Genomic DNA, 21,941 nt, shown 5'->3' with positions numbered 1-21,941 from the left:
GACAAAGACTTCGCAGTATCCTGAAGAAGCATGAAAAACGCAAAGGTATAGCGACAAACATGGATAATCTGCAATACCATAACAAAATCTTTGATAACTGGGGGTTTTTCTCATTAACCGAAGCCCACAGTGAATTATGCTGGTCTCTTACATGAGATACCTGTTTTCTGGAGAGCCGTATGCGGGAAAACCGCACGTACGGTTCGGAGGGAGGGGAGCCAGTAATGGATAACTCCCCTACCCCTATCATGATGCGGAGTTTCATGATATGGAATTACCGACGTCCTCGTCGGTTCATGTCCGCAGTTTTTCCTCGAGCCAGTTCCTTCTCGAGCCAGGGATTAGAGAAGGAGGAGAGGTTTTCAAAGCCAAACAATTAGATCATTGCAGGCTTGGGGAGGCAATGAAGAGAGTGGCGCCGCCTTTTACCAAAAGGGATTTGTTGTCCGCGGGTACGAAGATGGATTGACCGGCAGTGAGAAATACGCTCAGATCATTGGCTTTGCAAATGCAGGTTCCATCCATGCAGAGCAGGATTCTGGGTAAATCGATGTCTTCCAAAGTGTATTCTTCATCTTCGGACAAGCTCAGGCGCTGGAGATGAAATTCGGTTGCGGGACAATCGTAATCGGTGATCTTGTGGTTTCCCGCTTCATTTCCAATGAGAGATGGTGAGTATGGATGGAAGCTGACAACGCGCGCAAGTTCTTGCAGATCAATATGTTTGGGTGTGAGACCACCACGGAGAACATTGTCCGAATTTGCCATGATCTCGATACCCGCTCCCTCAAGATAAGCATGCAGGACACCCGCTTCGAGATACATCGCCTCTGCTGGTTTGAGCTCGATAAGGTTCAAAAAGAGAGGAGCATAGATGCCGATGTCATCGGGAAAATGTTCTGCCAATCGATGAATGCAGGCGTTCAAGGCTTCATCGGTGGAAAGGTATAAAGCCCGGAGTAGTCTGTTGATGTGGTCTTTGCGGGTTTGACCTTCGCTAAAGAGCATGGCGATAAAGAGATTTTGCAGAGCGCCGGGGTTTGGAGCTTCCACGAAATCGGCAAAGCAGCGGAAGACGGATTCCAGATGCAGGACGCGGAAATTGGCGATGATCTCTTCATAGGCTCTGAATCCGCACAACGCCAGAAAGGGAGTGAGAGCGCAGATCAGTTCCGGCTTGTGGTTGTCGTCCTTATAGTTGCGCTCTTGGGCGTCGAGGTGGATGCCTTGCAGGTTTTCCCGCTTGAATCCCTCACGCGCCTGTTTGAGATTGGGATGTGCCTGGATCGAAAGCGGCATTCTTGCCGCGAGGATTTTGAGCAGGAAGGGAAGGCGGTCTGAGAAGAGGTCGTGCCTTCTTCCCAGATGCTTTTGAGGGTCTGCGGCGATGAGGGATGGAAGGTTTTTTGGGGTTGGATGGATTCCCTTTCCAGTTCCAGCCTTCGCTGGAATGACGGATGAAGGCGCTTTGGGATGCGCGCCCAGCCACATTTCAGCAACGGGTTTTCCCTCCAAATCCTTTCGTCCCAACAGGTTTTGAATATAGCTTGACGACCCCCAGTCATAAGGCAACAGGGGATTGAGCATCCGATAGATCATGAGCGGGGAATCCTTCTTAATCCTCGTATTCCGTTCCAAGCCTTGCCTGCAGGAGTTTGAGAACGGGATTCATCGAGCTGAGTTTATCATTGGCGATCTTCAAAACCTCTCTGGCGCGGGCGCGTTTATTCTGGGCGATCAGCAGGCGCACCAGTTCTTCATAGAGCTGGCTTTTGTAGGGATTTTCCAGCACTGCACTTTCCAAGATCTCGATGCTGCGGTTTGGCATACCGATATTCAGCGCGCAGAGCGCAAAGGTGAGCATGTGATCCGCCAGTTGGAGGCTGCCGCTTTGCATATATTCATTGAAGGCGTGGTAGGCGGTGAGCCATATCTCCTGCTTGGCGTAGGTGATGGCTTTGAGCAGCATGATATGTTTGTGCTTTCCGATGCGGGCTTCGGCTTTTTTCAGGTAGCGCTGAGCGGCGGCATAATCACTCACGCGCAAAAGCTGTTCGACCAGCAGGAAATAGATGAAGGGATTGTTGTCGATCAGATCGAGCAAATCCTTCATGATAGCGATGCTTTCGCGATGCTTGCCTTGGTATGCCAGTGCCAGCGCTTTGTTGTAGCCGACTTCGGGGCTGGGGTTTATGACCTGATCATAGTATATGATAGCGATGCGATAATCCCCCATCGCGAAATAGCAATTGCCGATCACAGTTTGCAGTTGATTATCTTTCGGTTGCAGCCTCAACGCGGATTGATATGCTTTGATGGCTTCCTCGTGGCGGCTTCTGCCGTGATAGAAATCACCCAGACTGAGCCAGCCGCGCGGGTCGTCAGGATGCTCCTGGGCTGCCTGCAGCAATAGATGATAGCCATGCAGCCAATTGCTTTTCATCAGGGCTTCCGCCCTCAGAATCAGGTTGCCGAGTTCGATATCATTCATGTGAGTATCATATCCCCTTTATGATCTTAGCGCTTTGGCTTCAGATCCCGTATGATCTCTTCGATCGTACGGATGAGTTGATTGTCGCGTTCGGAGATGATGTCGTTCGGGCTGTTTTCAACGATAATATCCGGCATGGCACCGCTGCCTTCCATGTTCGTTCCGTCCAGTTTATACCATCCTGAACCGGGCATACGCATCGAAGATCCGTCCAGAAGCTGATATTCCCAGGTGCCAATCACGGCTCCGCTGGATGGAATACCGACCACCTTTCCGAGCTTGAGCTCTTGATAGAGGATGGGGAATATCTCGCCATCCGAGAAGGAGCGTTCGTCCACCAAAACGATTGAGGGACGATTCCCAGACGCGGAAGGGTTCCGGATATTGCTCAAACGCTCTGCGGCGGTTTGAGGAGTAGGCATAATGCTTTTTCATTAACAGCGTAAGAAGCTGGTCGTGGATTCTGCCTCCAACGTTTCCGCGCACGTCGATGATGAGCGCTTCCTTGTCCGCGTTGTCCCTGTATAGCTCGCGGGTGAAGTTTTCATAATCGCGGTTGCCCATGGCGGGGATGTGGATATAGCCGACGCGGTTGTCGCTGAGTTTGTTGACCAAATCTCGGCTGCGGTTGTTTTTGTAGTCATAATCCATGCGTCGTTGCTCCGCCCAGGAAAGTCCTTTCAAGCTCGCCTCGAGGGAGCGTCCGTTTCGGATGTATGTCAATCGGATGAGTTTGCCCACTTTATCCAATAGCAGAGAATCGATGGGAGTGCCGGCTGTTATCCTTACTCCATCGATCTGGGTCAAAATGTCTCCGCTCTGCAGTTTGAAGTAGTGATGCAAGCGCAATCCGGGATAGACGATGTCGATCCTGATCCCTTCATCAAGGCGAGTGGAATAATCCAGCTCCAAGCCCAGATACGCGGAGGAACGGAAGTTTCGCTCGCTGTCCGAGCGGGGATAAAATCCGGTGTGTGAAGCATTTATGTCTCCGATCATTTCATCCACGATGCTGGCGATGTTTCCGATCGAGCGTGCTTTATCCACGTAGGGATAATAGAGTTGAAACAGTTTTTCCCAGTCCCTACCGTGCATTGAGGGATCGTAGAAGTTCATCCCAAATGCCGCCCAGGCTTGTTCGAAGACGCGATTATTCAGGATTTTGAGGTCATATTGATAGTCAAATTCAGCTTTGATCTCACGCTTGGCGCTATTTGACGTATTAAAGGACTTGATGACTCCATTTTGGACGTAGTAGATTGCTTTTCCGATGGTCTTATAGTTTCCGGCGCCCATGCCGAAATTGAAGTCTTCCTTGATATTCTTGCCATAGATATTGGCTTTTTTGAGCGCGGCGGGCTTGTTGAAGAAAAAGCCGTCCGAGATATAATAGAAGGTGCTGTCATCGATCACGCTGTGCACAAAGAGGGTTGCCTCCATATCCAAGATCACTGGATAGAGGCGTTTTTCGATGTCCTGCCACTCAATCACAAAGGGCTGCTCCGGTTTTGGTTCTTCGGGCTCAACCGCCTTTTTCGGCTTTTCCCCCGCTTCGTCGCTCAGGTCGCTTTTCGGCAAGGAATCGGGCTCAGCCACGATCACTTTATCTTTCACTGATGGGAGCAGGATTTCCAACCAATTGTCCTTATCCAGTTCAAATTCATCTCTGGGCACCAGATCGAGACGAAAGATGTTTCCTCCGCGGGTGAGGAGGATGGATTTGTTGTCCTTTGTCCAAGTGAGGGAACTGCTCCACATATCGTCATTCATGATCTTGCGGTGTCCGCCGGTGGCAAAATCATAGAGCCAGATCTCGCGGATATAATCAGGCCGGCTACTTACATAGATGGCATGGGTGCCGCGCTCGTTGATGGCAAAGTTTGAGACCACGGGTCCGGAGGCGTTGATACTGCGGATATTGACGATCCCACTATCGGCGATTGCCACCATTCCGGACATGCGCGAACCGCCATAGTAGATGATCCAGCGTCCTTTATGGTCTTTGCTGATGTCCTCGACGACGAGGCTGTCCACTCCGAACCAATCGACTGCCGCAAGCTTGTTGGGATCGGAGGCATTCACTTTGAAGAGGGTGTCTTTGCCGCGCAGCATCTTTTGAATCACGAGCGTGCGGTTGTCCTCCATAAACTCCATGTTTGATACTCCGGCATGGTCAAAAGTAATCTGTTTGACCTCTCCGCCTTTGCGCGGCATGAAAAAGCTGTCGTATTTGTATTGAAATCCCAAGAGCAGCTCGTCGTTGGACACGGCAAAGTTAAAGACCTCGTTTTTCATTTTGTCAAAGCGTCTGGTTTCCTGCCAATGATCCTCGGGGATATTGATCTCCAGCTTGCTCACTTTTTCGCCGAACAAGCGGGTGGGATCGTATTTCCAGATCTCGTCGAAAAGCTCGAAAACGATGCGGTCGCTCTTTCGGGCAATGGTGATGTCCCGTGCCGACCACTGGGGAAAATTGGTGACTTTTACCGGACGCGAAAACTTCATCCCGTCCACCCGGTAGAGCTGAAACCTCTCACCATCCGAGGCGCAATAGAAGAAGGAATCGTTGATATATGAGTGCTTGGGATAACGTTCGGTGAAATCAGTATTGGTTAGTTTGCTATAAAGTTTCGTTTCCAGATCGATCTGCCAGAGTTCTCCGTTCAGGCTGCCTCGATAGGCTTCCCGATAAGGATCGCCATAGCGGTTGAATATGATCTTTTTATTGTCCGGCGAAAGGCTGGCAAAGCGATCGCCGATCTCCGCCAAGAGCTCTGGACGGTTGCCGTCAACGGGGATTTTATAGAAAGAACTGCCAAAGCGGGGATTGTGGCGCACGCCCAAAAGGTGTCTGGAATCGCTGAACCAATCGCTGATATTGTAGGTTTCGCGGATGATGACTCTTGCCTCTCCTCCGCCGGAGGGCATGATATATGGATAGTTTACGCCTTCGCGATTGGAGTTGAAGGCGATGAGTTTACCGTCAGGAGACCAGGCAGAACCCCATTCCGCTCCTTCGGTGAAAGTGAGCCGGCGGGCGTTTCCTCCCTTGAAGGAAACGATCCACAGATCGTCGTCATAGACAAAACAGACATCGCTGCCGTCCGGCGAAATAGCGGGATCGCGAGCAAAAACGGGCTGGATGGCAATCAGGGGCAGGCTTGTGAGTAAGAGCATCAAGCCAAGAACAATCGATCGGTACATGTATCTCTCCAAATAGTAATTCTTAATCTCTTTCCAAAATCTCCAGGCTTTTCTGATATGCCCGGATCTGGTAATCGTGTTTCAGGACGCGCAGGCGCAGTAGTGGAAAAACGTCTCCAGCAATCTTGATGCACAGTTTTTCACTGCGGGAGCGTTTCAAAAAGGTGTTGAGGCGCCCGTCCAGCTCGCCTTCACAGCGTTTGATCTTTTCTCCGAGGCTTTGGATGAGGTCGGCATTGTCCTCGGGATATTGTTTGAGGCTGATCAGTTCCTTGGTCAATTGCATCAAAAGCGCCTTGTAGAAAGGACTGATGGTGATCTCGATCTCTGTCTCCTCGCCATCTGCGCTGCCGGCTGAATTGATAAATACGCTGCCGCAGGTTTGAATCTGTCCGCCGACGATCCCTCCCGCGGGTTCGTTTTCGGAGTTGATGCCCGTTTCAGCCACCAGCATGCAGTTTTGCGCTTCGGTCGTGAAGTAAAGTGAGGATAGACACCGCACCCGGGAGTTGTAGATTCCGCGGCAACTGATCTTGCCGAGAACCTCGATTCCGGGGTTGTCGCAGGATTTGACGTCGCCGCTCACTTCCAGGGTTCCTTCGCAATAGACGCGGGATTGTGATAAATCACCTTCAATCTTGATCCCTCCGCGCACTGCGATGTCCGCTCCATGCACGTTTCCGCGGATACAGACACTCACAGGGGTGCGCAGCTTGGCGTCCTCTTCCTCAAGATCTCCTTCGATGACCAGATTGTCGATAATGCAGATAGCTCCCTCTTCGCCGATATGCGGATATCCGGTTTTTTCTGCGACGTAGCGCCGGCGGCTGGCGTCATAGAAAACATTCTCTCCGGCAAGGGTTTGTTCCTTGTCCAGCTCTGCGTTTGCGTCCTCGATCATCTCGCCGAAGATGTTGTAGATGCTGCCCTGACGGTCGAAGATATTGCTGGAATAATCCGCTAACACGGTGTCGGCTTCGATGCAGGTAAGAAATTTGAGGTCGCAGGGACGGATGCTGCCATTGAATTCGTGTGCGATCTTGGTGTCGAAAAAGTAGTTCAGCTTAGCGTTGCTTTGGGCGGCGGTGCAAACGGCGACTGGGAAAGGAGTGTCAAAATCTTTTTCCAGTCCGTGGGTTCGGCAATACTTCAGCGCTTCGTCAAATCCTGTTTTGATGCCGGTGGAATCTATCAGTTCAATGATCTCGCGTTCGTCGATCAATCTGCCGCTGCACTTGACCCTGAGCCAGGCGCTCATGCGGTCTTCCTTGATTTCAAGGACAAGGTTGCCGTGCTTGTTGGTAAAAATATCAGTCATATTCGATCCCGACTAAGTTTATTTGACGGTTGCGGGAGCCGTCCCGTCTGAAAGAAAAATGCCGCGGAGATTCGTGGGTGCAGATGAATTCCTGTTCGATGTTCCGATAGGGTATTCCGGCGAGGATCAGTTGTTGGAAGATGCAAAGCCGGATGTCAATATGGCATTCGCTGTTAAAAAGCGGCTTCACACCGTTCTGCACCATGGAATCATTGAATTCGTCCCAAATGGAATTGCTTACTTTATAATGGTCAGCGCAGACCCCGGCACCGATATGGACAGTCAGATCTTGGGGTTGGCAGCCATATTGATCCTGCATCAGTTTCACCGCTTTGCCGGCAATGTTTTTGCGCGTGCCTTCGCGACCGCTGTGCACTGCTCCCACCGCCCGGTTTTTTCGATCCAGAAACAGCACCGGTGTGCAATCCGCGGTGCGGATCAAAAGATATTGATTCGGAATATGGGTGATCATTCCGTCCGCCACGGATATCTGAGGATGGTCTCCGAAACCGGCTCCGCTGTCATCAACAGTGCAGACATGGATGAGATCGGAGTGGGTTTGTTCTGCGATCACTATTTTCGAACACGGAATGAGCTTTTCTCCGATGTAAAAATCGCTTTGCGCGTGCATGATACTGCGATAATCAGGAAGGTGACACCCAAGATGGGAAAAGCTCTTCATCGTTCCGCCGGATTCACGCTCAAGATAACGGGGCGCGGACGATAGATTTCAGTATTTTTGTTGTTGATCAGCATGCGAAAGATATCTCTGACTATCTGTGGAACGAGACGCAGCCCAATGATCGACCACAACAGACAGATACCTGCAGAAATGATCAACGTCACACGGGCACCGAATTTGCTGGAGAGCGAACCCACCAAGAGACTTCCAAAGGGGGACATGGACATAAACGCCATCGTGTAGATGCTCAGGACTCTGCCGCGCATTTCATCGTCCACGATGGATTGGATCAAGGTGTTTGTCGATGCCATTTGCATCATCATCCCCAACCCGATGACCAGCATCAGGATCATGCTGTGATAGATGCTCGTGGAAAAAGAAAACACGATCAATGCGATGCTGACCAAAGACGCCATGATGATCATCGTCTGGGTGAGACCCTTGATCGTCTTTCGCGATGCCAGATAGAAAGATCCGGAGAGCGCTCCGATCCCGGCTGCGGACATCAACAAGCCCTGAGTGCGTGCTGTGCCATGAAGAGCGTCGCGGGCAAAAACCGGCATCAGTGTGGCATAGGACATCCCAAAGAGAGTGAAAATCCCCAGATTCATGATCAGATAGCGGATGGGGAAATTGCGATAGGAGTATTTCCAGCCGGCGACGATCTTACTAATAGTCGATTCCTTGCTGATTTGAACTTTCGGATAGACGATGCGGATCATCAATAGCGTGCCGATCACCGGAAGATAGGAGAGAGCGTTGATGCTGAAACAGATTCCCTCTCCGAAAGCGACGATCAATGCTCCGCCCACCATCGGCCCGATCAGTCTGGCGCCGTTGAACATCGCGGAATTGGTGGCAATCGCGTTTGGTAAAAGGCTGCGTTTGGAAACCAGATCGATCACGAAGCTTTGGCGGATCGGCGCGTCCACCGCTTCGATGATTCCCAGCATCAGGCTGAGTGCGTAGAGCGGCCAAAGCCGACCGGCATTGATGTATCCGGTCAAAACCGCGACCGAGAGGATCGAGGCTTGCACAAAGAAAGCGATCTGGGTGAAAATCATCGTGTGGTGCCTGTTCCATCGATCCGCCCAGGCTCCGGCAAAGGGGCTGATCGCCACCGAAGGAATCATGCTCAGGAAACTCACCCAGCCCAATAGAAATGCCGAATCAGTCAGCCTATACACAAACCAGCCCATCGTCATTCTCTGCATCCAAGTGCCGATCAGCGAGACGCCCTGCCCCATGAAAAAGAGGCGGTAGTTTCTCACTTGCAGGGATACAAAGAGATGTTTGAGACGTTTCATCAGAGAATAAAACGGGAGAGGTCTTCGCTCTCGATCAAGGGGCTGAGCTTGTTTTGCACGAATTTGCCGGTGATGCTGATCTTCGTGACCTGGTCATCCGGCAAGCTGAAGAGATATTCTTCCAAAAGGGCGTTCATGATGGTATGTAGCCTGCGTGCGCCGATATCTTCCATCTTTTCATTGGCGAGCGCGGCAAAATGAGCGATCTCTTTGATGGCGGCGGGGGCAAAAGTTAGCTGCACGTTTTCGGAAGCAAAGAGAGCTGTGTATTGCTTCGTCAGTGCGTTTTCCGGTTCTTTCAGGATACGCTCAAAATCTGCTTGGGACAGGCTGTGAAGCTCCACCCTGATCGGAAACCTACCCTGAAGTTCGGGGATCAGATCCGATGGTTTCGCGGAGTGAAAGGCGCCCGCGGCGATGAAAAGGATATGCGCGGTATCCACAGAACCATATTTGGTAGGTACGCTGGAGCCCTCCACAATGGGGAGCAAGTCTCTCTGGACGCCGCTGCGGGAAACGTCTATGCCTCCACTGCGATCAGTGACGGCGATCTTGTCCAGCTCGTCGATAAAGATGATGCCGTTATTTTCCACTGCGTAGCGGGCAAGCTCCACCACCTTTTCCTTGTTGATCATTCGGTTGGCTTCTCTGTCCGTAAAAAAGTTGATCGCATCAGGCACGTTCATGCGCTGGCGCTTATCTTTTTTACCACTGGGAAAAAGATTGGACATCATGTCGTTGATATCAAAATCAAACATCTCCATGCTGACCGGCGTGATGATCTCCAGGGCAGCGGGATTGGTTTCGGTTTTAAATTCTATCTCGCGTTGATCGAGCTTTCCTGCCAGAAGCATATCCTGCATTTTGGCGCGGGTGCGCTGTTTGCGTTCATAAGCCTGTTGATTCGGTTTGTTGCGGTGATCTGCCGAGGAGCCTGGCACGAGAATGTCCAGCACTTGGGCAATGGCAAGGGCGCGTGCGTGTTCCGCGCATTCTTCCAACATTTGATGTCGCACCTGATTGACGGCGTTGTTCATCAGTTCGCGCACCATGGATTCGACGTCTCTTCCCACATAGCCCACTTCGGTGAATTTGGATGCCTCCACCTTGATGAAGGGCGCATTGGCAAGCCTTGAAAGCCGGCGGGCGATTTCCGTCTTCCCCACTCCCGTGGGTCCGATCAGGATGATATTGTTTGGGATAATCTCCTGCTGCATCTCTCCCAAAACCTGTTGACGACGCCACCGGTTGCGCAGGGCGATGGCAACGCAGCGCTTTGCCTTGTGCTGTCCGATGATATATTTATCCAGCTCGAAAACGATTCTGGCGGGAGTGAGTTTCTCAGGAGAAAGGCTCATATTTCCTCAACGATATAGTTATTATTGGTATAGATACAGATGCCGGACGCGATGCGGATCGCCTCAACGACGATGCTTTTGTTATCCAGCTTGGTATTGGATGCCAAAGCGCGTGCCGCCGCGAGAGCATAATTTCCTCCGGAGCCGATTGCCGCGATTCCGTCATCCGGCTCCAACACGTCCCCCACTCCGCTAATCACGAGAATCCCGCTGCCGTCTCCTGCCACGAGCATTGCTTCAAGGCGGCGCAGATATTTATCCGTGCGCCAATCCCTGGCAAGATCGACCGCCGCTTTGCGGAGATTGCCTTTGTTGCTTTTGAGGCGTTCTTCAAACTTTTCAAAGAGAGTGAAGGCATCTGCGGTGGCGCCTGCAAAACCGATGATCACCTTGCCGTCGAAGATCTTGCGAATCTTGACTGCGTGGGCTTTCATCACCGCGTCGCCAAGGGTCACTTGTCCGTCTCCGCAAATGGCGGTATGCCCTTTACGGTGAATGCCGATGATGGTGGTGCCGTGAAAAGTGCTCATGTTTGCTCCCCGGAATCGGGTTCCGCAGGTTCGATGTCATCCTTGGCGCGCTCGATGTCGATGCGGTCGCTGTGTTCAAACTTCAATTCCTGCGCCTTTTTATACTTGGCATTGACGAGCGCTGTCTCGTCCTCACCCACGTGTTTCAAGATCATCGCAAAGATATCATCCGTGCCCAGCGTCTCTTTTTCAAACAGTTCGTTTGCCATGACTTCCAAAAGATCACGGTATTTCTTGAGGATGCTCAGAGCCTTATCATGTGCATGAGATACAAAGTGGCGGATCTCGGAATCCACCATTTGGGCGGTCTCATTGCTGTGAATTTCGCGTGCCAGAATATCTTTGCCGAGATACACTTCGCCCTGGTCTTTGCCGATGGTCATGGGACCGACCTTGTCGCTCATTCCCCAGGTGCAGACCATCTTCTTGGCAATGTCCGTCACCCGTTCAAGATCGTTTCCGGCACCTGTGGTCAGATCTCCAAAGACGATCTCCTCGGCAGCTCTGCCGCCCAATAGCTCCACCATGATTTGCATCAGATAGCTACGCGAATATCCCGTCCTATCCGTCTGTAAAAAGTGCGTGGCGCCGGCTGTGAAACCTCTGGGTATGATTGAAACTTTGTGCACCGGCTCCGTCTTGTCCTGAAAAACGCTGGTGAGCACGTGGCCGATCTCGTGATAGGCGGTGAGGCGTTTGTCCTCTTCGGGAATCACGCGGCTCTTCTTTTCCTTGCCGAGAATGAGCTTGTCCTTCGCTTCTTCAAAATCGTGCATCTCGAGATGCTGTTTATTTTTGCGCGCAGCGATCAAAGCCGCCTCATTGACGATATTGGCAAGATCAGCGCCGCTGAAACCTGGAGTTCCGCGCGCGATCAATTCCAAGTGTACATCTTCCCCCAGGGGAACCTTGGCGGCATGCACTTTGAGGATCTCCGTGCGTCCTTTGATATCCGGAAGATCGACCGTGACCTGACGATCGAATCTGCCGGGACGCAACAGTGCCGGATCAAGAATATCCGGACGGTTGGTGGCAGCGATGATGATCACCGCTTCGTTGGGTTCAAATCCGTCCATTTCCACCAAAAGCTGATTCAGCGTCTGTTCGCGTTCATCGTGTCCGCCCCCGAGTCCGGTGCCGCGATGTCTGCCCACGGCATCTATTTCGTCGATGAAAGTGATGCAGGGTGAGCTTTTTTTCGCTTGTTCAAAGAGATCCCGCACTCTGGCAGCGCCCACACCTACAAACATTTCCACAAAATCGGATCCGCTGATCGAGAAGAATGGCACTCCCGCTTCTCCAGAAACGGCTTTTGCCAAAAGGGTCTTACCCGTTCCCGGTCTGCCGACGAGCAGCACTCCGCGGGGAATTCTTCCCCCAAGACGTTGGAACTTCTTTGGGTCTTTGAGAAATTCCACGATCTCCTGCAGTTCTTCCTTCGCTTCATCCACTCCGGCGACATCCTTGAAGGTGATCATGCTCTTGCTGGCTTCGTGCAGCCTTGCTTTACTCTTGCCAAAGCTGAATGCCTTGGAGTTTTGTGAATTCATCCCCCGCAGGAAAAAGAACCAAAATATGATCAGGATCAGAAACGGCAGCATATAAGTGAGCAGACCAGCCCATCGCGATGGTTTCTTCGTGATCACTGTGATCTGTCTTGCCAGCAGGCTATCCACCAACACCGGATTGTCAAAAGGCATGGTGCTGATGTATTTTTTCTTGGCGATATCCGTATAGAGGATGTCCCGTTCGGTGAATTCCACCCGAGTGATCTCTCCACCGCTAATGCGATTGATAAACATGGTGTAGCTTTCCTTGATGATCTGCGGTCGCGAGGAGCTCCAGGTATGATAAAACACGATCGCCACCATGATCATGATGAAGACGAAGGTGAGCGAGAAGGGGGAACGCTTGACCTTTTTCAGTCCGGTGTCCATCAAACGCGGTTTGTCCTTTTCGTCCGGTATCTTGCTGTCCGTCGGCAGCTTCTGAATTGGTGTTCCCTTTCCGACGCGCTTTTTGAGAATCAAGATGCGGATGCCGCTGAAAACCGAGATCACTAATAGCGCGATCACAAACCAGCGCAGCAGCTTGTTAAAATCTTCAAACACGCCTTCCGGAGCGGTTTCACTGAGGGGTGCTTTCTTTTGCGCAGCGGGATCGATCTTGGCGGCTCCATCGATGACGGCATCGCTTGACACAGGAGGCGCAAGGCTTTCCGCGACAGCGGTTTCGCCATAAACAATGCCGATAGTCAGCATCAAAATCAGTAGCGGAACAAGCATCCGCAAACGGATGCCTCCCAATGGTTTATCAATTCTAAAGTTCATGAATAAAGCTCTTCCTTGAGAATGCCGATATAGGGCAGGTTGCGGTATTTTTCGTTAAAATCCAAGCCATAACCGACCACGAATTCGTTGCCGATCTCGAAACCGGTATAGTCAAATGTCACTTCCAGCTTGTGTGCCTTGGGTTTATCCAGCAACACGCAGGTGCGAAGGGTGCGGGGTTCATGCTTCCAGATGTAATCCTTGATATATTGCAACGAAAGCCCGGAATCCACGATGTCTTCAACGATGATGACGTCGCGACCGGAAACATCGCAATCGATATCCTTACGGATCTTGACCACGCCTGAGGTGGTGGTTCCAGCGCCATAGCTCGAGATCGCCAGAAAATCTATTTCGATGGGAATGGTGATGCTGCGCACCAGATCCGCCAAAAACACGAATCCGCCTTTGAGAATGCCGATCAACACGGGATTTCTGCCTTTGTATTCGGTGGAAATCTCCAAACCGATCTCGCGGATGCGGGTCTGAATTTTATATTCGTCAAACAGCACTGCCGAGATGTCACAATTCATTTGATCCATGGTCTCCTCCAGAGTCTTTTTTTCTGCTTGCGGCACGTTTTGGCTTTTCGTGAACGGGCTCCGCCACGATCTGCAAAAACCTGCTGCTGTGTTCATCGACGCAAACTCGCTGATCAACGCGATAGCCCGCGATCCAGATTATCTTTTCCCCGTCATCAAAGACGGGTATGTTATCCCGTTCATATTTGGGGACTTTTTCGTCAATAAAAAAGTCCTTGAGTTTTTTAAAACCCGTCATACCGGTAGGTTGAAAGCGATCGCCCGGCTTGCGGGATCTGATCTGGATGGGAAAGCTGATTTTGTCCGAGTCCAGAACGATGACGTTTTTGTCATATTCACCTACGCGAGGCAGAACCCGCAGGTGTTTGAAGCTGAAACGATGATCCAGATAGACTACACGCGTCCGGTCTTCTTCCACAATGAGCGGTTCTTCGTCGTGTTTTTCATCTCCGGTCTCCAGCGTTAGGTGCAGCTCTTGGTATTGCTTTCTCACGATCACGCCATGCGCCAGGGAAAGCTCTTTTGAGCCCTTGGAATCCAAAAGCGCGATGATGGAAGCATAGCTGTGGCGAAAGAAATCTGCCTCGTTCCCGCTTAAACTTGAATATGCAAGCCGTAAAAGATAATAGCGTTCGATCGAGTTTAAAGCCATGAGCTGCAGAATGTTGAGCACCAGCCTGCCGCTTCCCTGTTCGATGTTGATTCTCTTCAAATGTTTGATGCTGCGCGCTTTGAGTAGTTCCTCCGCGGCTTGGAATATCTCCGCTTGCATGGCAAGATTTTCCACCAGACGGGGATTGATCTTTTCACTCAAGAGCGGCAAGATCTCGCCTCGGATAAAGTTTCTGCGATGGCTGGAATCCCGGTTTGTGCTATCTTCCCGCCAGGGGATCAACTCATCGCTCAAAAGCTCCAGAATCTCCTCTTTGCCAAAGCAAAGCATCGGATGAACGACGGCGCCACTCTTGGGTTTGATCCCCGCCAATCCGTTGATCCCGGCTCCGCGCATAAGGTTCATCAACATCGTTTCCGCCTGATCGTTTTTGTGATGCGCCAGCGCGATCCGATCAAAGCGATAGATATCCAAAAGCTGATGGAAGACTTCAAAGCGTTTTACCCGGGCGCGGTTTTCAAGGTCTCCACCGCCGGCAAGCTTGATCCTGCGCACGATCAAAGGAAGATTCAAATCCAAGCAAAACCCTTTGACGAAGTCTTCATCCAGGTCGCTTTCCTCTCCCCGCAATTGATGATTGATATGCACCGCTAACAAAGTAATATGCATGAGAGAACGCACTCGCGAAAATAGATATGCCATAGCCATCGAATCCGCACCTCCGGAAATGCCGATCAGCACTTTGTCTCCGGCTTTGACCAACTGCTTTTCCCGCAGATAGTTATGCAATTTCTTCAGGCATAAGTCCAGCACGCGCATTATCTCTCCATATCATAATTCTCGAGATTGCTATACTTTTACTATGCCTCAGATTGTCAAGCTGCTTTTTGGGGGGAGGGGTGGAAAGGTATGGAGACTGTTCAAAAACCATCACCATTCTACGTTGCTTTACCAGAGCACTTGGAGAATTGTAAAGAGTCACCCAATTTTGCAAATGGGCGTCGGTGTGACATGAGGGGATAAGGCTTTGATTGGTGGTTATTTAGATAGGATATGATTTAGACTGTGTCACACCGAGCTTTGGACGTTTATGGACTTGTTTGGATCAAGATTATTGCAAATTTGGACTGTTTTTGGACTGGTTTCGGAAATCCTTGTTTATCAGTAAATTAGGTCAGTTCCACAAAGGCGCAGTTGGACTGCAAGTGTGCCGATCAGAAAAACGTCCCTCGTCTGATCCTCGTCTAAGATAAGAGTATTAAAGTCTGATTTAAGGGGTTCGAGTACCAGCGTAGCCCTCTTGTGATCTAACTTTACACGTTTCAGAGTGATCCCTCCATCCACTCTCACGGCACAGATTTGACCATCCGCCCAATCCCAGTCTATCGTCTTGTAGATCAATACGATATCTTCATTTCTGATCTGCGGAGCCATGCTGCTGCCTCTGACTAAGAATGCCATGTACTGAGAAGCGCCTCTGGGGATGTAACTATCTGGTATTTCAATCTGTTTGCGGCTGTCCTTCTCCTCAATCGCTTCGGAGGCTGTTCCGGCGGAAATTTCCGCCAAGATTGGGAAAACTGCGGAGCGAATGTAAGTATCTCCAAATTCATCAATTAGTAGCTGTCTGCCTCCGACAATCTGATACCGCTGGTTGCGTTTGATGGAGTTGTCTTGCTCCCAGGGACCTGGGATCAGCATCGGTCCTTCACCCTTCAAAACCCAGTTGATGTTCACCTTTTCGTCTGCCAATTTGAGCAGAAATTCGGAGTCGGGGAAGCGATCATTCGTCTTATAGCGGATGATTGAGTTCTTAGAAACACCGAATTTTTCGGCAAATTCCCACTGCTTCAATTTCATTGATTTGATAAGGGTTTGGATACGGTCACCTATGGTCATTTTGTCCACTGTTCCCCCTTTGGGGCTTTATTTCTGCTTGACAATTACTGTATGGGTATCATTGTGCATCTGTGAACAACATATAAGCACCAAGTTGTTGTGTCAAGACAAATCTAAAATAGTGTGATTAGGCGGCGGATTCTTCCGCCGGTGTTCAGAAAAAAAACTAAGTTCCCGATTTAGCAGAAAGGACTTCCCAAGTTATTGCTATTGTGTGCAGTAGCACCACAATACTAAATAAGGGAGGCGCTTATGAAAGCGACCACTTACGAGGCATGCAGACGAGTGCAAAAAAGTGCTCGGTGTGACAAAATACTCGGTGTGACACGTGTCACACCGAAGCCCAAACGGGAATGGCAGCAGTTAAAGCTAATAACGAGAGAGATTAAGGAGCATGTCACACCGAGCGTCGGTGTGACAAACAGAGATTTGCTCGGTGTGACATCAAAAAGAGCCAAATTTGTCACAGCGACGGTTATTCAAGGTGGAATCTACATAATGGGATTGAGAATGAGCAAAAAGAAGATTACGGCGATCTGGCTTACCATAGAACGGGTGGGAGAACTCAAGGGTTGTTCAAATAGGACAGTCTGGCGATACATCAATGAAAAGCAGCTGAAGACACACAAACAGTACGTAAAGTCCGGGATGCGGAAGATCAATAAGACCTTCGCCTTAACCAACCCGGAACTCTATGATCTGGAAATTGCCCGGTGTGACACTCAATATGTCATACCGAGTGAGTTTGTGGAAGCCGAGATTGAAGTGGACGGCAAGTTATTAGTCAGTGCCCTGATCTATGGATATACACCGGTTGATGGCGAAAATGGAGGTTCAGATGAGCTTCTATAACGTCACCTCCTCGGAGTATGCCCATTTCTATCACAACTATATCATGGGCACCGATAAGCAACCGGATGATACTTTACAGAGTATCACGACCAATATGGCAGTGATAGATCGGACACCGCAAGCAGATTGTGATCCTGATGAAGATTTCGACTGGATTGCCGATGATATCGGGATGCCGGTTCCGGTTAAAGGACCTGCCTTCAAAGAACGCAGCCAGTCGGACTTTCTCGATCTCACTCCTCCTGATAATATCCCATACAAGTATGAAAACGAAGCCAGGCTCTATGGTCAGTTCTGCTCGACCGTGCTCTATCGGTTGGAACAATGTGCGTCCAGAGTTGAGGAGTGGAAGCGGATAACTGAGGATTACAATAGAAAAGAGCTGATCTCAGAGCTATACGGGCTATTAGGTAGACGTAATGAAAGATGCCTGCGCTTGTGGTTGGAACGCTATCTGGAAAACAATCGGGACATGTTCTCGCTGGTACATAAGAACAAGAACCAGCTCAGAGGTCGTAAAGTCACCTATATTGAACAGAACTACCTGCTCAACTTACTGCTCAATCCCAATAACATCAAGGTCGGCTCCGCCATCAGCAGCTTGAAAGACGCAGACCGGATGGAAGTGCTTGAATCTCCCAGTAGCATTCCCACTCTAAAACGCTGGTGCATTGACTGGGAACTCAATAATAAAGCCATCTGGACTCAAGCCCGTAGCGGCAGCAAAGCAGTAGCCGAGAGCATCGTCAAGACCATTATCCGAGATGCCAGTCTACTGAATGTGGGAGATGTTTGGGTTGCCGATGGGCATAACCTGGCTTTTGATATCATGAATCCTAAGACCGGGAAGGCGCAACGCATGACTATGATCATGGTCTTCGACTGGGCAAGCCGCTATCCGGTGGGAGCATCACTTGCCTTCACCGAAGACAGCCATCACATCCAAGTGGCATTCAGAAACGGCTTTCTGAACTGGGGTGCATTGCCGAAGCGTATTTATCTGGATAACGGCAAAGCCTTCAAGAGCAAGCTCTTCCATGAGAAGTGGGAGGAGCATGATCTGGAGCTGGAGTTGGGTGGCATCTTCCCCAGGCTCGGGATCAATGTGGTCTTTGCCAAGAGCTATAATGCCAAAGCCAAACCGATTGAGCGGTTCTTTAAAACCTTCCAGGAGCAGTTTGAAAGGTTCATCTCATCCTTCCGGGGCTCCTGCATAGATGATAAACCCGCTCCGCTGATGCGTAACGAGAAGTGGGCAAGGAAACTGTTCGAAGCTCATCCTCCCACGATTGAAGAGACGATGCAGATGATCGCCTTCTATATACGGCACATCTATGGAGAAAATCATCACTCCGGACTGGGAGGCAAGACACCCTGGCAGGTATTCAGTTCATCCAAGCTGCCGGCAGACCGCTTAGTTGTACCCGGCAAGCTCAATAACCTGATGCTCAGTGTGGAGCGCAAACGCATCCGCAACAATGGCATCATCATCGATAAGCTGCTCTACTGGGATGTTGAACTGGTCAATCATATCGGCAAGGACGTGGTAATCAGATACGATCTCGGGGATGCCAGATGGATACTGGTTTTTGACAAGAATGATAAGTACCTCTGCCAGGCAGAGCTGCGCCGGACTCAGCATCCGATGATCCAACTCGCAGAAGATCAGCCCACCTCATTCAAAGAACTGAATAAGGAATACACCGAGATCAAGAAGCTGCAGCGGAACACTGAACGCAAGACCAAGACTCTAGTCAGGCAGACTCAGATCGCGGTCGATAGGCTGATGGTTCCAATGCGCAAAGCCATAGCCCCGGATACCAATCCCATCTTCAAGCAGCCGGCAATGATCGAGCCGCCTAAGCAGAGCCGAGACCAAGCGATCAATACAATGGAAAAGCAGATGGTCAAATCACTGCCAAAGCTTGAACCCATCAAGCCGGATATACCAGTCCACCATCCTGATACGATAGAATCACTTCCGCTACCACAGCTTGCGGAGGAGCAGGATACAGTAAACAAACCCAAGCCTAAAAGCTTTGAGGAAATGCTCAAGCGTGCGGGCATCAGATAAAGGAGGATAGCTTGAAACAGAACAAACTTGTGGCAATAACCAATGTAGTGGAAGCGGATGACTGCATCACCTTCCTGCTCAACCGACCCAAAATGGAAATGGTGGGACTGGGACTGCTCTATGGACGCCCCGGTCTCGGCAAGACCACTTATGCTCAGCGCATGGCCTTCCAGAGAGGATACATCTACCTCCGACTGGAATCCACGACCACGCCCAAGTCCTTTATGGTGTCCTTGCTCAGCGCTTTATACACCAAGTTCAGGATGGGAACCTTTATCCCCTCCGGCACTGCCAATAACCTGCTGCATTTCATCCTGCGAATACTTGAGGATCACAAAGATACGGTAATCGTGATCGATGAGATCGACTATTCCTTCTCGCATGAAAAGCTCTTAGGCGCTATCCGTGACATCGTGGACGAGACTCTGACCGTGGTTATCCTGGTAGGCATGCAGAACGCAATGGACAGACTGGCGCAGATCAATGCCCATTATTTCGACCGATGCAATTCCTTCTACGAGTTCCAGCAGATCTCCAAGCATGATATTGAACTTGTCGCCAGAGAGGTCATGGATATCGAAGTGACTCCTGAGGTGATCGAAAAGATCGACTTCAACTGCTGCGGCAACCTGCGCAAAGCTATGAAGGTGATGTACATCATCGAGAACGAGCACAAGAAGCAACCGGATATCGCAGTCTCCGATATCGACTTGAGCACAGCATTATGAACCCAAACGAATTGGTACTGAACTTCGTCAACCTCTACAATCATCCCTTCACGGCGGAGTTGGCAGCGGAAATGACAGCTTTGGATATCAGCCTTGTAGCGCCGATATTGGATAAACTCTATAGTGATCTGACTATCAAACTGATCTCGCCGGAGGATGGCATCTTTGTGCGAAATAACCGCTATAATCCAGTGGTTGGATATAACAAAAAAGGTGACTGGAGATTCGATCCAGCGGCAGCCACCGCTCTACTCGATCTGATCGAGCAGGGTCAATACAAGTCGGTCCGAGCCATAGCCAATGCCTTCGGGAGAAGTCGCCAGTGGGTATTCGTGTATATGGAAGCGATGGCATCGCTTGAGATGATAGGGCTTTGTAATAATGCCTATACAGTGTTAAACCGTGGAAAGATAAATTTTATTGGTATGATCATAATCCCCGGGGCTCTGGGTGATCTACGCCCCAAGCTGAGTGACAATGAAAAGCAAAAAAGAGCTGAAGAAAAGGAAACCCGGCATCGTATCTGGCTTCAACGGCAGGCTGAGAGAGTTGAGAAACGCAAACATGCAGAAGCTGAAAAAGCCAAAAGTGAATTACTCTTTCAAGCATGGAAAGAGTACAGGGAATCTGATTTTTATGCATTCCAAGACTTCAACACATTTCTAATGAACCGATATACCAGTCAATAATCTTAAGTGAGGCATTCTATGACACAGGAACTACGGGAACGACAACTACGACAACAAATACATGCCATCCGGGTCAAGAAGTTTCACTGGCCGCTTGATGGCTTCAAATACGTCATGAATGGTCTCGGCTTCGGAGAATCGCTCTCGGCATTGCCGGAAGAGCGTCTCCTGGAGCTGAAGTCAATCATGATCAGTTATCGTAAGCATGGTCGCCCTTACGAATTCACCTTCGACAAGCAAGGCAAATACATGTTCTCGCTCATGAAGCAGGCAGGGTGGACTGATTCCGATCTGCGGGCATTTATGCTCAAACATTACAAAAAGAGCCACTGGAATCTACTCAATAAACCGGAGCGTAGAGCGGTTATCGCCATGCTCCAGAACTACATCAAAATGCAAGCGCCGAAACAAGAAAATGAACAAGAAAATGAAAGCAAAACAAATAGAACAGAAAATCAGCATAAGGAGAACTCTAATGGAAACCAAGAACACCCCCAAAGCGAAAGCGACCACAGAACGCACCAAGATTGATGCTCAAGGTCGAGCCATCCCGGTCTCTGTAATCAAGTCCGAGATGCTCAAACAGGATACTGTAGTCAACAACACCCTTGATCGGGTACTGCGGCTTCAAAAACGCATTATATCCGACAAGATCAAGCTCTATGCCGAGGTTGAAAGCTATCTCGAGTTCGTGGCCAAGAAGAGCGGCTTGGAGTGGAAAGGCAATGCCGGATTCACCAGCTTCGACGGCAAGTACAAGATCGATATCCGCTTCAAAGAGCGTCTTGAGTTCGGTCTGGAGCTTCAGCTCGCCAAGCAGAAGATAGACGAGTGCATCAAAGCCTGGACAACCGACTCCAACGTTAATCTACGTGCTATTATCAACGAAGCCTTCCAAGTTGATAAGAAGGGCGAGATTGCTAAGTTCCGTATTCTAGCACTGCGTAAGTATAACATCAAAGACCCCACCTGGAAAGAGGCTATGGAACTGATCGACAAAGCGATACAGGTAGTCTCGACAAAGCAGTACGTTTCCTTTTACGAAAGAGACGAGCATGGCGAATATAAATTGATCGTGCTCAACTTCACAGCGCTATAAGATAAGAAAGAGTGGCAGCGTTATGCATGCTTATTTGAAAGAAATATGGGAGAATGAATAATGGCATCTATGAATACCAATACAGCCGAGGTAATAGAAACGATGAATGTTTTTAATGATGACCGCAACTACCGGACTGATGAGATAGCCGATGTGCTCAGGGTCGATCGCTCCAGTGTTTACCGCTGGATCAGAGACATCCCAGATCCTCTGCCTGCCTTCCGC

18 protein-coding genes and 1 pseudogene are annotated in these 21,941 nt (G+C 50.1%); 6 read left to right on the top strand and 13 right to left on the bottom strand.

Features of this window, described 5'->3' with window-relative positions:
• Window positions 1-381 precede the first annotated feature (381 nt).
• The 13 genes and pseudogenes from manA to Q8M98_10515 all read right to left on the bottom strand — a co-directional run bounded on the left by manA (window position 382) and on the right by Q8M98_10515 (window position 16,274).
• On the bottom strand, window positions 382-1,599 hold the full coding sequence (gene manA, locus Q8M98_10575; GenBank protein MDP3115198.1) for a mannose-6-phosphate isomerase, class I: 1,218 nt from the start codon (window positions 1,597-1,599) through the stop codon (window positions 382-384).
• Between the two features lie 16 nt (window positions 1,600-1,615).
• Window positions 1,616-2,491: a tetratricopeptide repeat protein gene (locus tag Q8M98_10570; GenBank protein MDP3115197.1), complete on the bottom strand. Its 876-nt coding sequence runs from the start codon at window positions 2,489-2,491 to the stop codon at window positions 1,616-1,618.
• A 26-nt stretch (window positions 2,492-2,517) separates the two neighbouring features.
• Complete coding sequence (locus Q8M98_10565; protein ID MDP3115196.1) at window positions 2,518-2,913, bottom strand: S41 family peptidase; 396 nt, start codon at window positions 2,911-2,913, stop codon at window positions 2,518-2,520.
• A gap of 37 nt (window positions 2,914-2,950) precedes the next feature.
• Window positions 2,951-5,668 (bottom strand): annotated as a pseudogene (locus Q8M98_10560) (DPP IV N-terminal domain-containing protein).
• A gap of 49 nt (window positions 5,669-5,717) precedes the next feature.
• A complete protein-coding gene (locus tag Q8M98_10555; GenBank protein ID MDP3115195.1) occupies window positions 5,718-7,013 on the bottom strand; it encodes a FapA family protein in 1,296 nt (431 codons plus the stop codon).
• Window positions 7,006-7,695, bottom strand: coding sequence for a polyphenol oxidase family protein (locus Q8M98_10550; GenBank protein MDP3115194.1), 690 nt, complete (start codon window positions 7,693-7,695; stop codon window positions 7,006-7,008). Before Q8M98_10550 ends, Q8M98_10555 begins: the two co-directional genes overlap by 8 nt.
• Window positions 7,692-9,002 carry an MFS transporter gene (locus tag Q8M98_10545; GenBank protein ID MDP3115193.1) on the bottom strand — a complete coding sequence of 437 codons (1,311 nt, stop codon included), beginning with the start codon at window positions 9,000-9,002 and terminating at the stop codon, window positions 7,692-7,694. Before Q8M98_10545 ends, Q8M98_10550 begins: the two co-directional genes overlap by 4 nt.
• The gene (gene hslU, locus Q8M98_10540) at window positions 9,002-10,360 is read right to left on the bottom strand and encodes an ATP-dependent protease ATPase subunit HslU (protein ID MDP3115192.1); all 1,359 of its coding nucleotides are present in this window, start codon (window positions 10,358-10,360) and stop codon (window positions 9,002-9,004) included. Before hslU ends, Q8M98_10545 begins: the two co-directional genes overlap by 1 nt.
• On the bottom strand, window positions 10,357-10,890 hold the full coding sequence (gene hslV / locus Q8M98_10535; GenBank protein ID MDP3115191.1) for an ATP-dependent protease subunit HslV: 534 nt from the start codon (window positions 10,888-10,890) through the stop codon (window positions 10,357-10,359). Before hslV ends, hslU begins: the two co-directional genes overlap by 4 nt.
• Window positions 10,887-13,220: an ATP-dependent zinc metalloprotease FtsH gene (ftsH, locus tag Q8M98_10530; protein MDP3115190.1), complete on the bottom strand. Its 2,334-nt coding sequence runs from the start codon at window positions 13,218-13,220 to the stop codon at window positions 10,887-10,889. Before ftsH ends, hslV begins: the two co-directional genes overlap by 4 nt.
• A complete protein-coding gene (hpt, locus tag Q8M98_10525; GenBank protein ID MDP3115189.1) occupies window positions 13,217-13,753 on the bottom strand; it encodes a hypoxanthine phosphoribosyltransferase in 537 nt (178 codons plus the stop codon). Before hpt ends, ftsH begins: the two co-directional genes overlap by 4 nt.
• Complete coding sequence (gene tilS, locus Q8M98_10520; protein ID MDP3115188.1) at window positions 13,743-15,194, bottom strand: tRNA lysidine(34) synthetase TilS; 1,452 nt, start codon at window positions 15,192-15,194, stop codon at window positions 13,743-13,745. The genes hpt and tilS overlap by 11 nt, the downstream gene beginning before the upstream one ends.
• A 342-nt stretch (window positions 15,195-15,536) precedes the next feature.
• Window positions 15,537-16,274 (bottom strand): S24 family peptidase, encoded by a 738-nt coding sequence (locus Q8M98_10515; protein MDP3115187.1) that lies wholly within the window; start codon window positions 16,272-16,274, stop codon window positions 15,537-15,539.
• 252 nt (window positions 16,275-16,526) lie between these two features.
• Here Q8M98_10515 and Q8M98_10510 point away from each other — a divergent pair, with 252 nt between their 5' ends.
• From Q8M98_10510 to Q8M98_10485, 6 genes are read left to right on the top strand one after another with little or no spacing between them, the layout of a single operon-like run.
• Window positions 16,527-17,126 (top strand): DNA-binding protein, encoded by a 600-nt coding sequence (locus Q8M98_10510; protein MDP3115186.1) that lies wholly within the window; start codon window positions 16,527-16,529, stop codon window positions 17,124-17,126.
• Window positions 17,113-19,200: a Mu transposase C-terminal domain-containing protein gene (locus Q8M98_10505; GenBank protein MDP3115185.1), complete on the top strand. Its 2,088-nt coding sequence runs from the start codon at window positions 17,113-17,115 to the stop codon at window positions 19,198-19,200. The genes Q8M98_10510 and Q8M98_10505 overlap by 14 nt, the downstream gene beginning before the upstream one ends.
• 11 nt (window positions 19,201-19,211) lie before the next feature.
• On the top strand, window positions 19,212-19,928 hold the full coding sequence (locus tag Q8M98_10500; protein ID MDP3115184.1) for an ATP-binding protein: 717 nt from the start codon (window positions 19,212-19,214) through the stop codon (window positions 19,926-19,928).
• Window positions 19,925-20,617, top strand: coding sequence for a hypothetical protein (locus tag Q8M98_10495; GenBank protein ID MDP3115183.1), 693 nt, complete (start codon window positions 19,925-19,927; stop codon window positions 20,615-20,617). Before Q8M98_10500 ends, Q8M98_10495 begins: the two co-directional genes overlap by 4 nt.
• A gap of 18 nt (window positions 20,618-20,635) precedes the next feature.
• Entirely contained in the window at window positions 20,636-21,148 is a 513-nt protein-coding gene (locus tag Q8M98_10490; protein MDP3115182.1) for a hypothetical protein, read from the top strand.
• The gene (locus Q8M98_10485) at window positions 21,093-21,716 is read left to right on the top strand and encodes a DUF3164 family protein (protein ID MDP3115181.1); all 624 of its coding nucleotides are present in this window, start codon (window positions 21,093-21,095) and stop codon (window positions 21,714-21,716) included. Before Q8M98_10490 ends, Q8M98_10485 begins: the two co-directional genes overlap by 56 nt.
• Window positions 21,717-21,941: the final 225 nt, after the last annotated feature.

Source organism: Candidatus Cloacimonadaceae bacterium, assembly GCA_030693415.1.
Lineage (GTDB): Bacteria > Cloacimonadota > Cloacimonadia > Cloacimonadales > Cloacimonadaceae > JAUYAR01.
The sequence above is the reverse complement of the archived record's forward strand: the minus strand, read 5'-3'. Positions and strand labels throughout refer to the sequence as shown.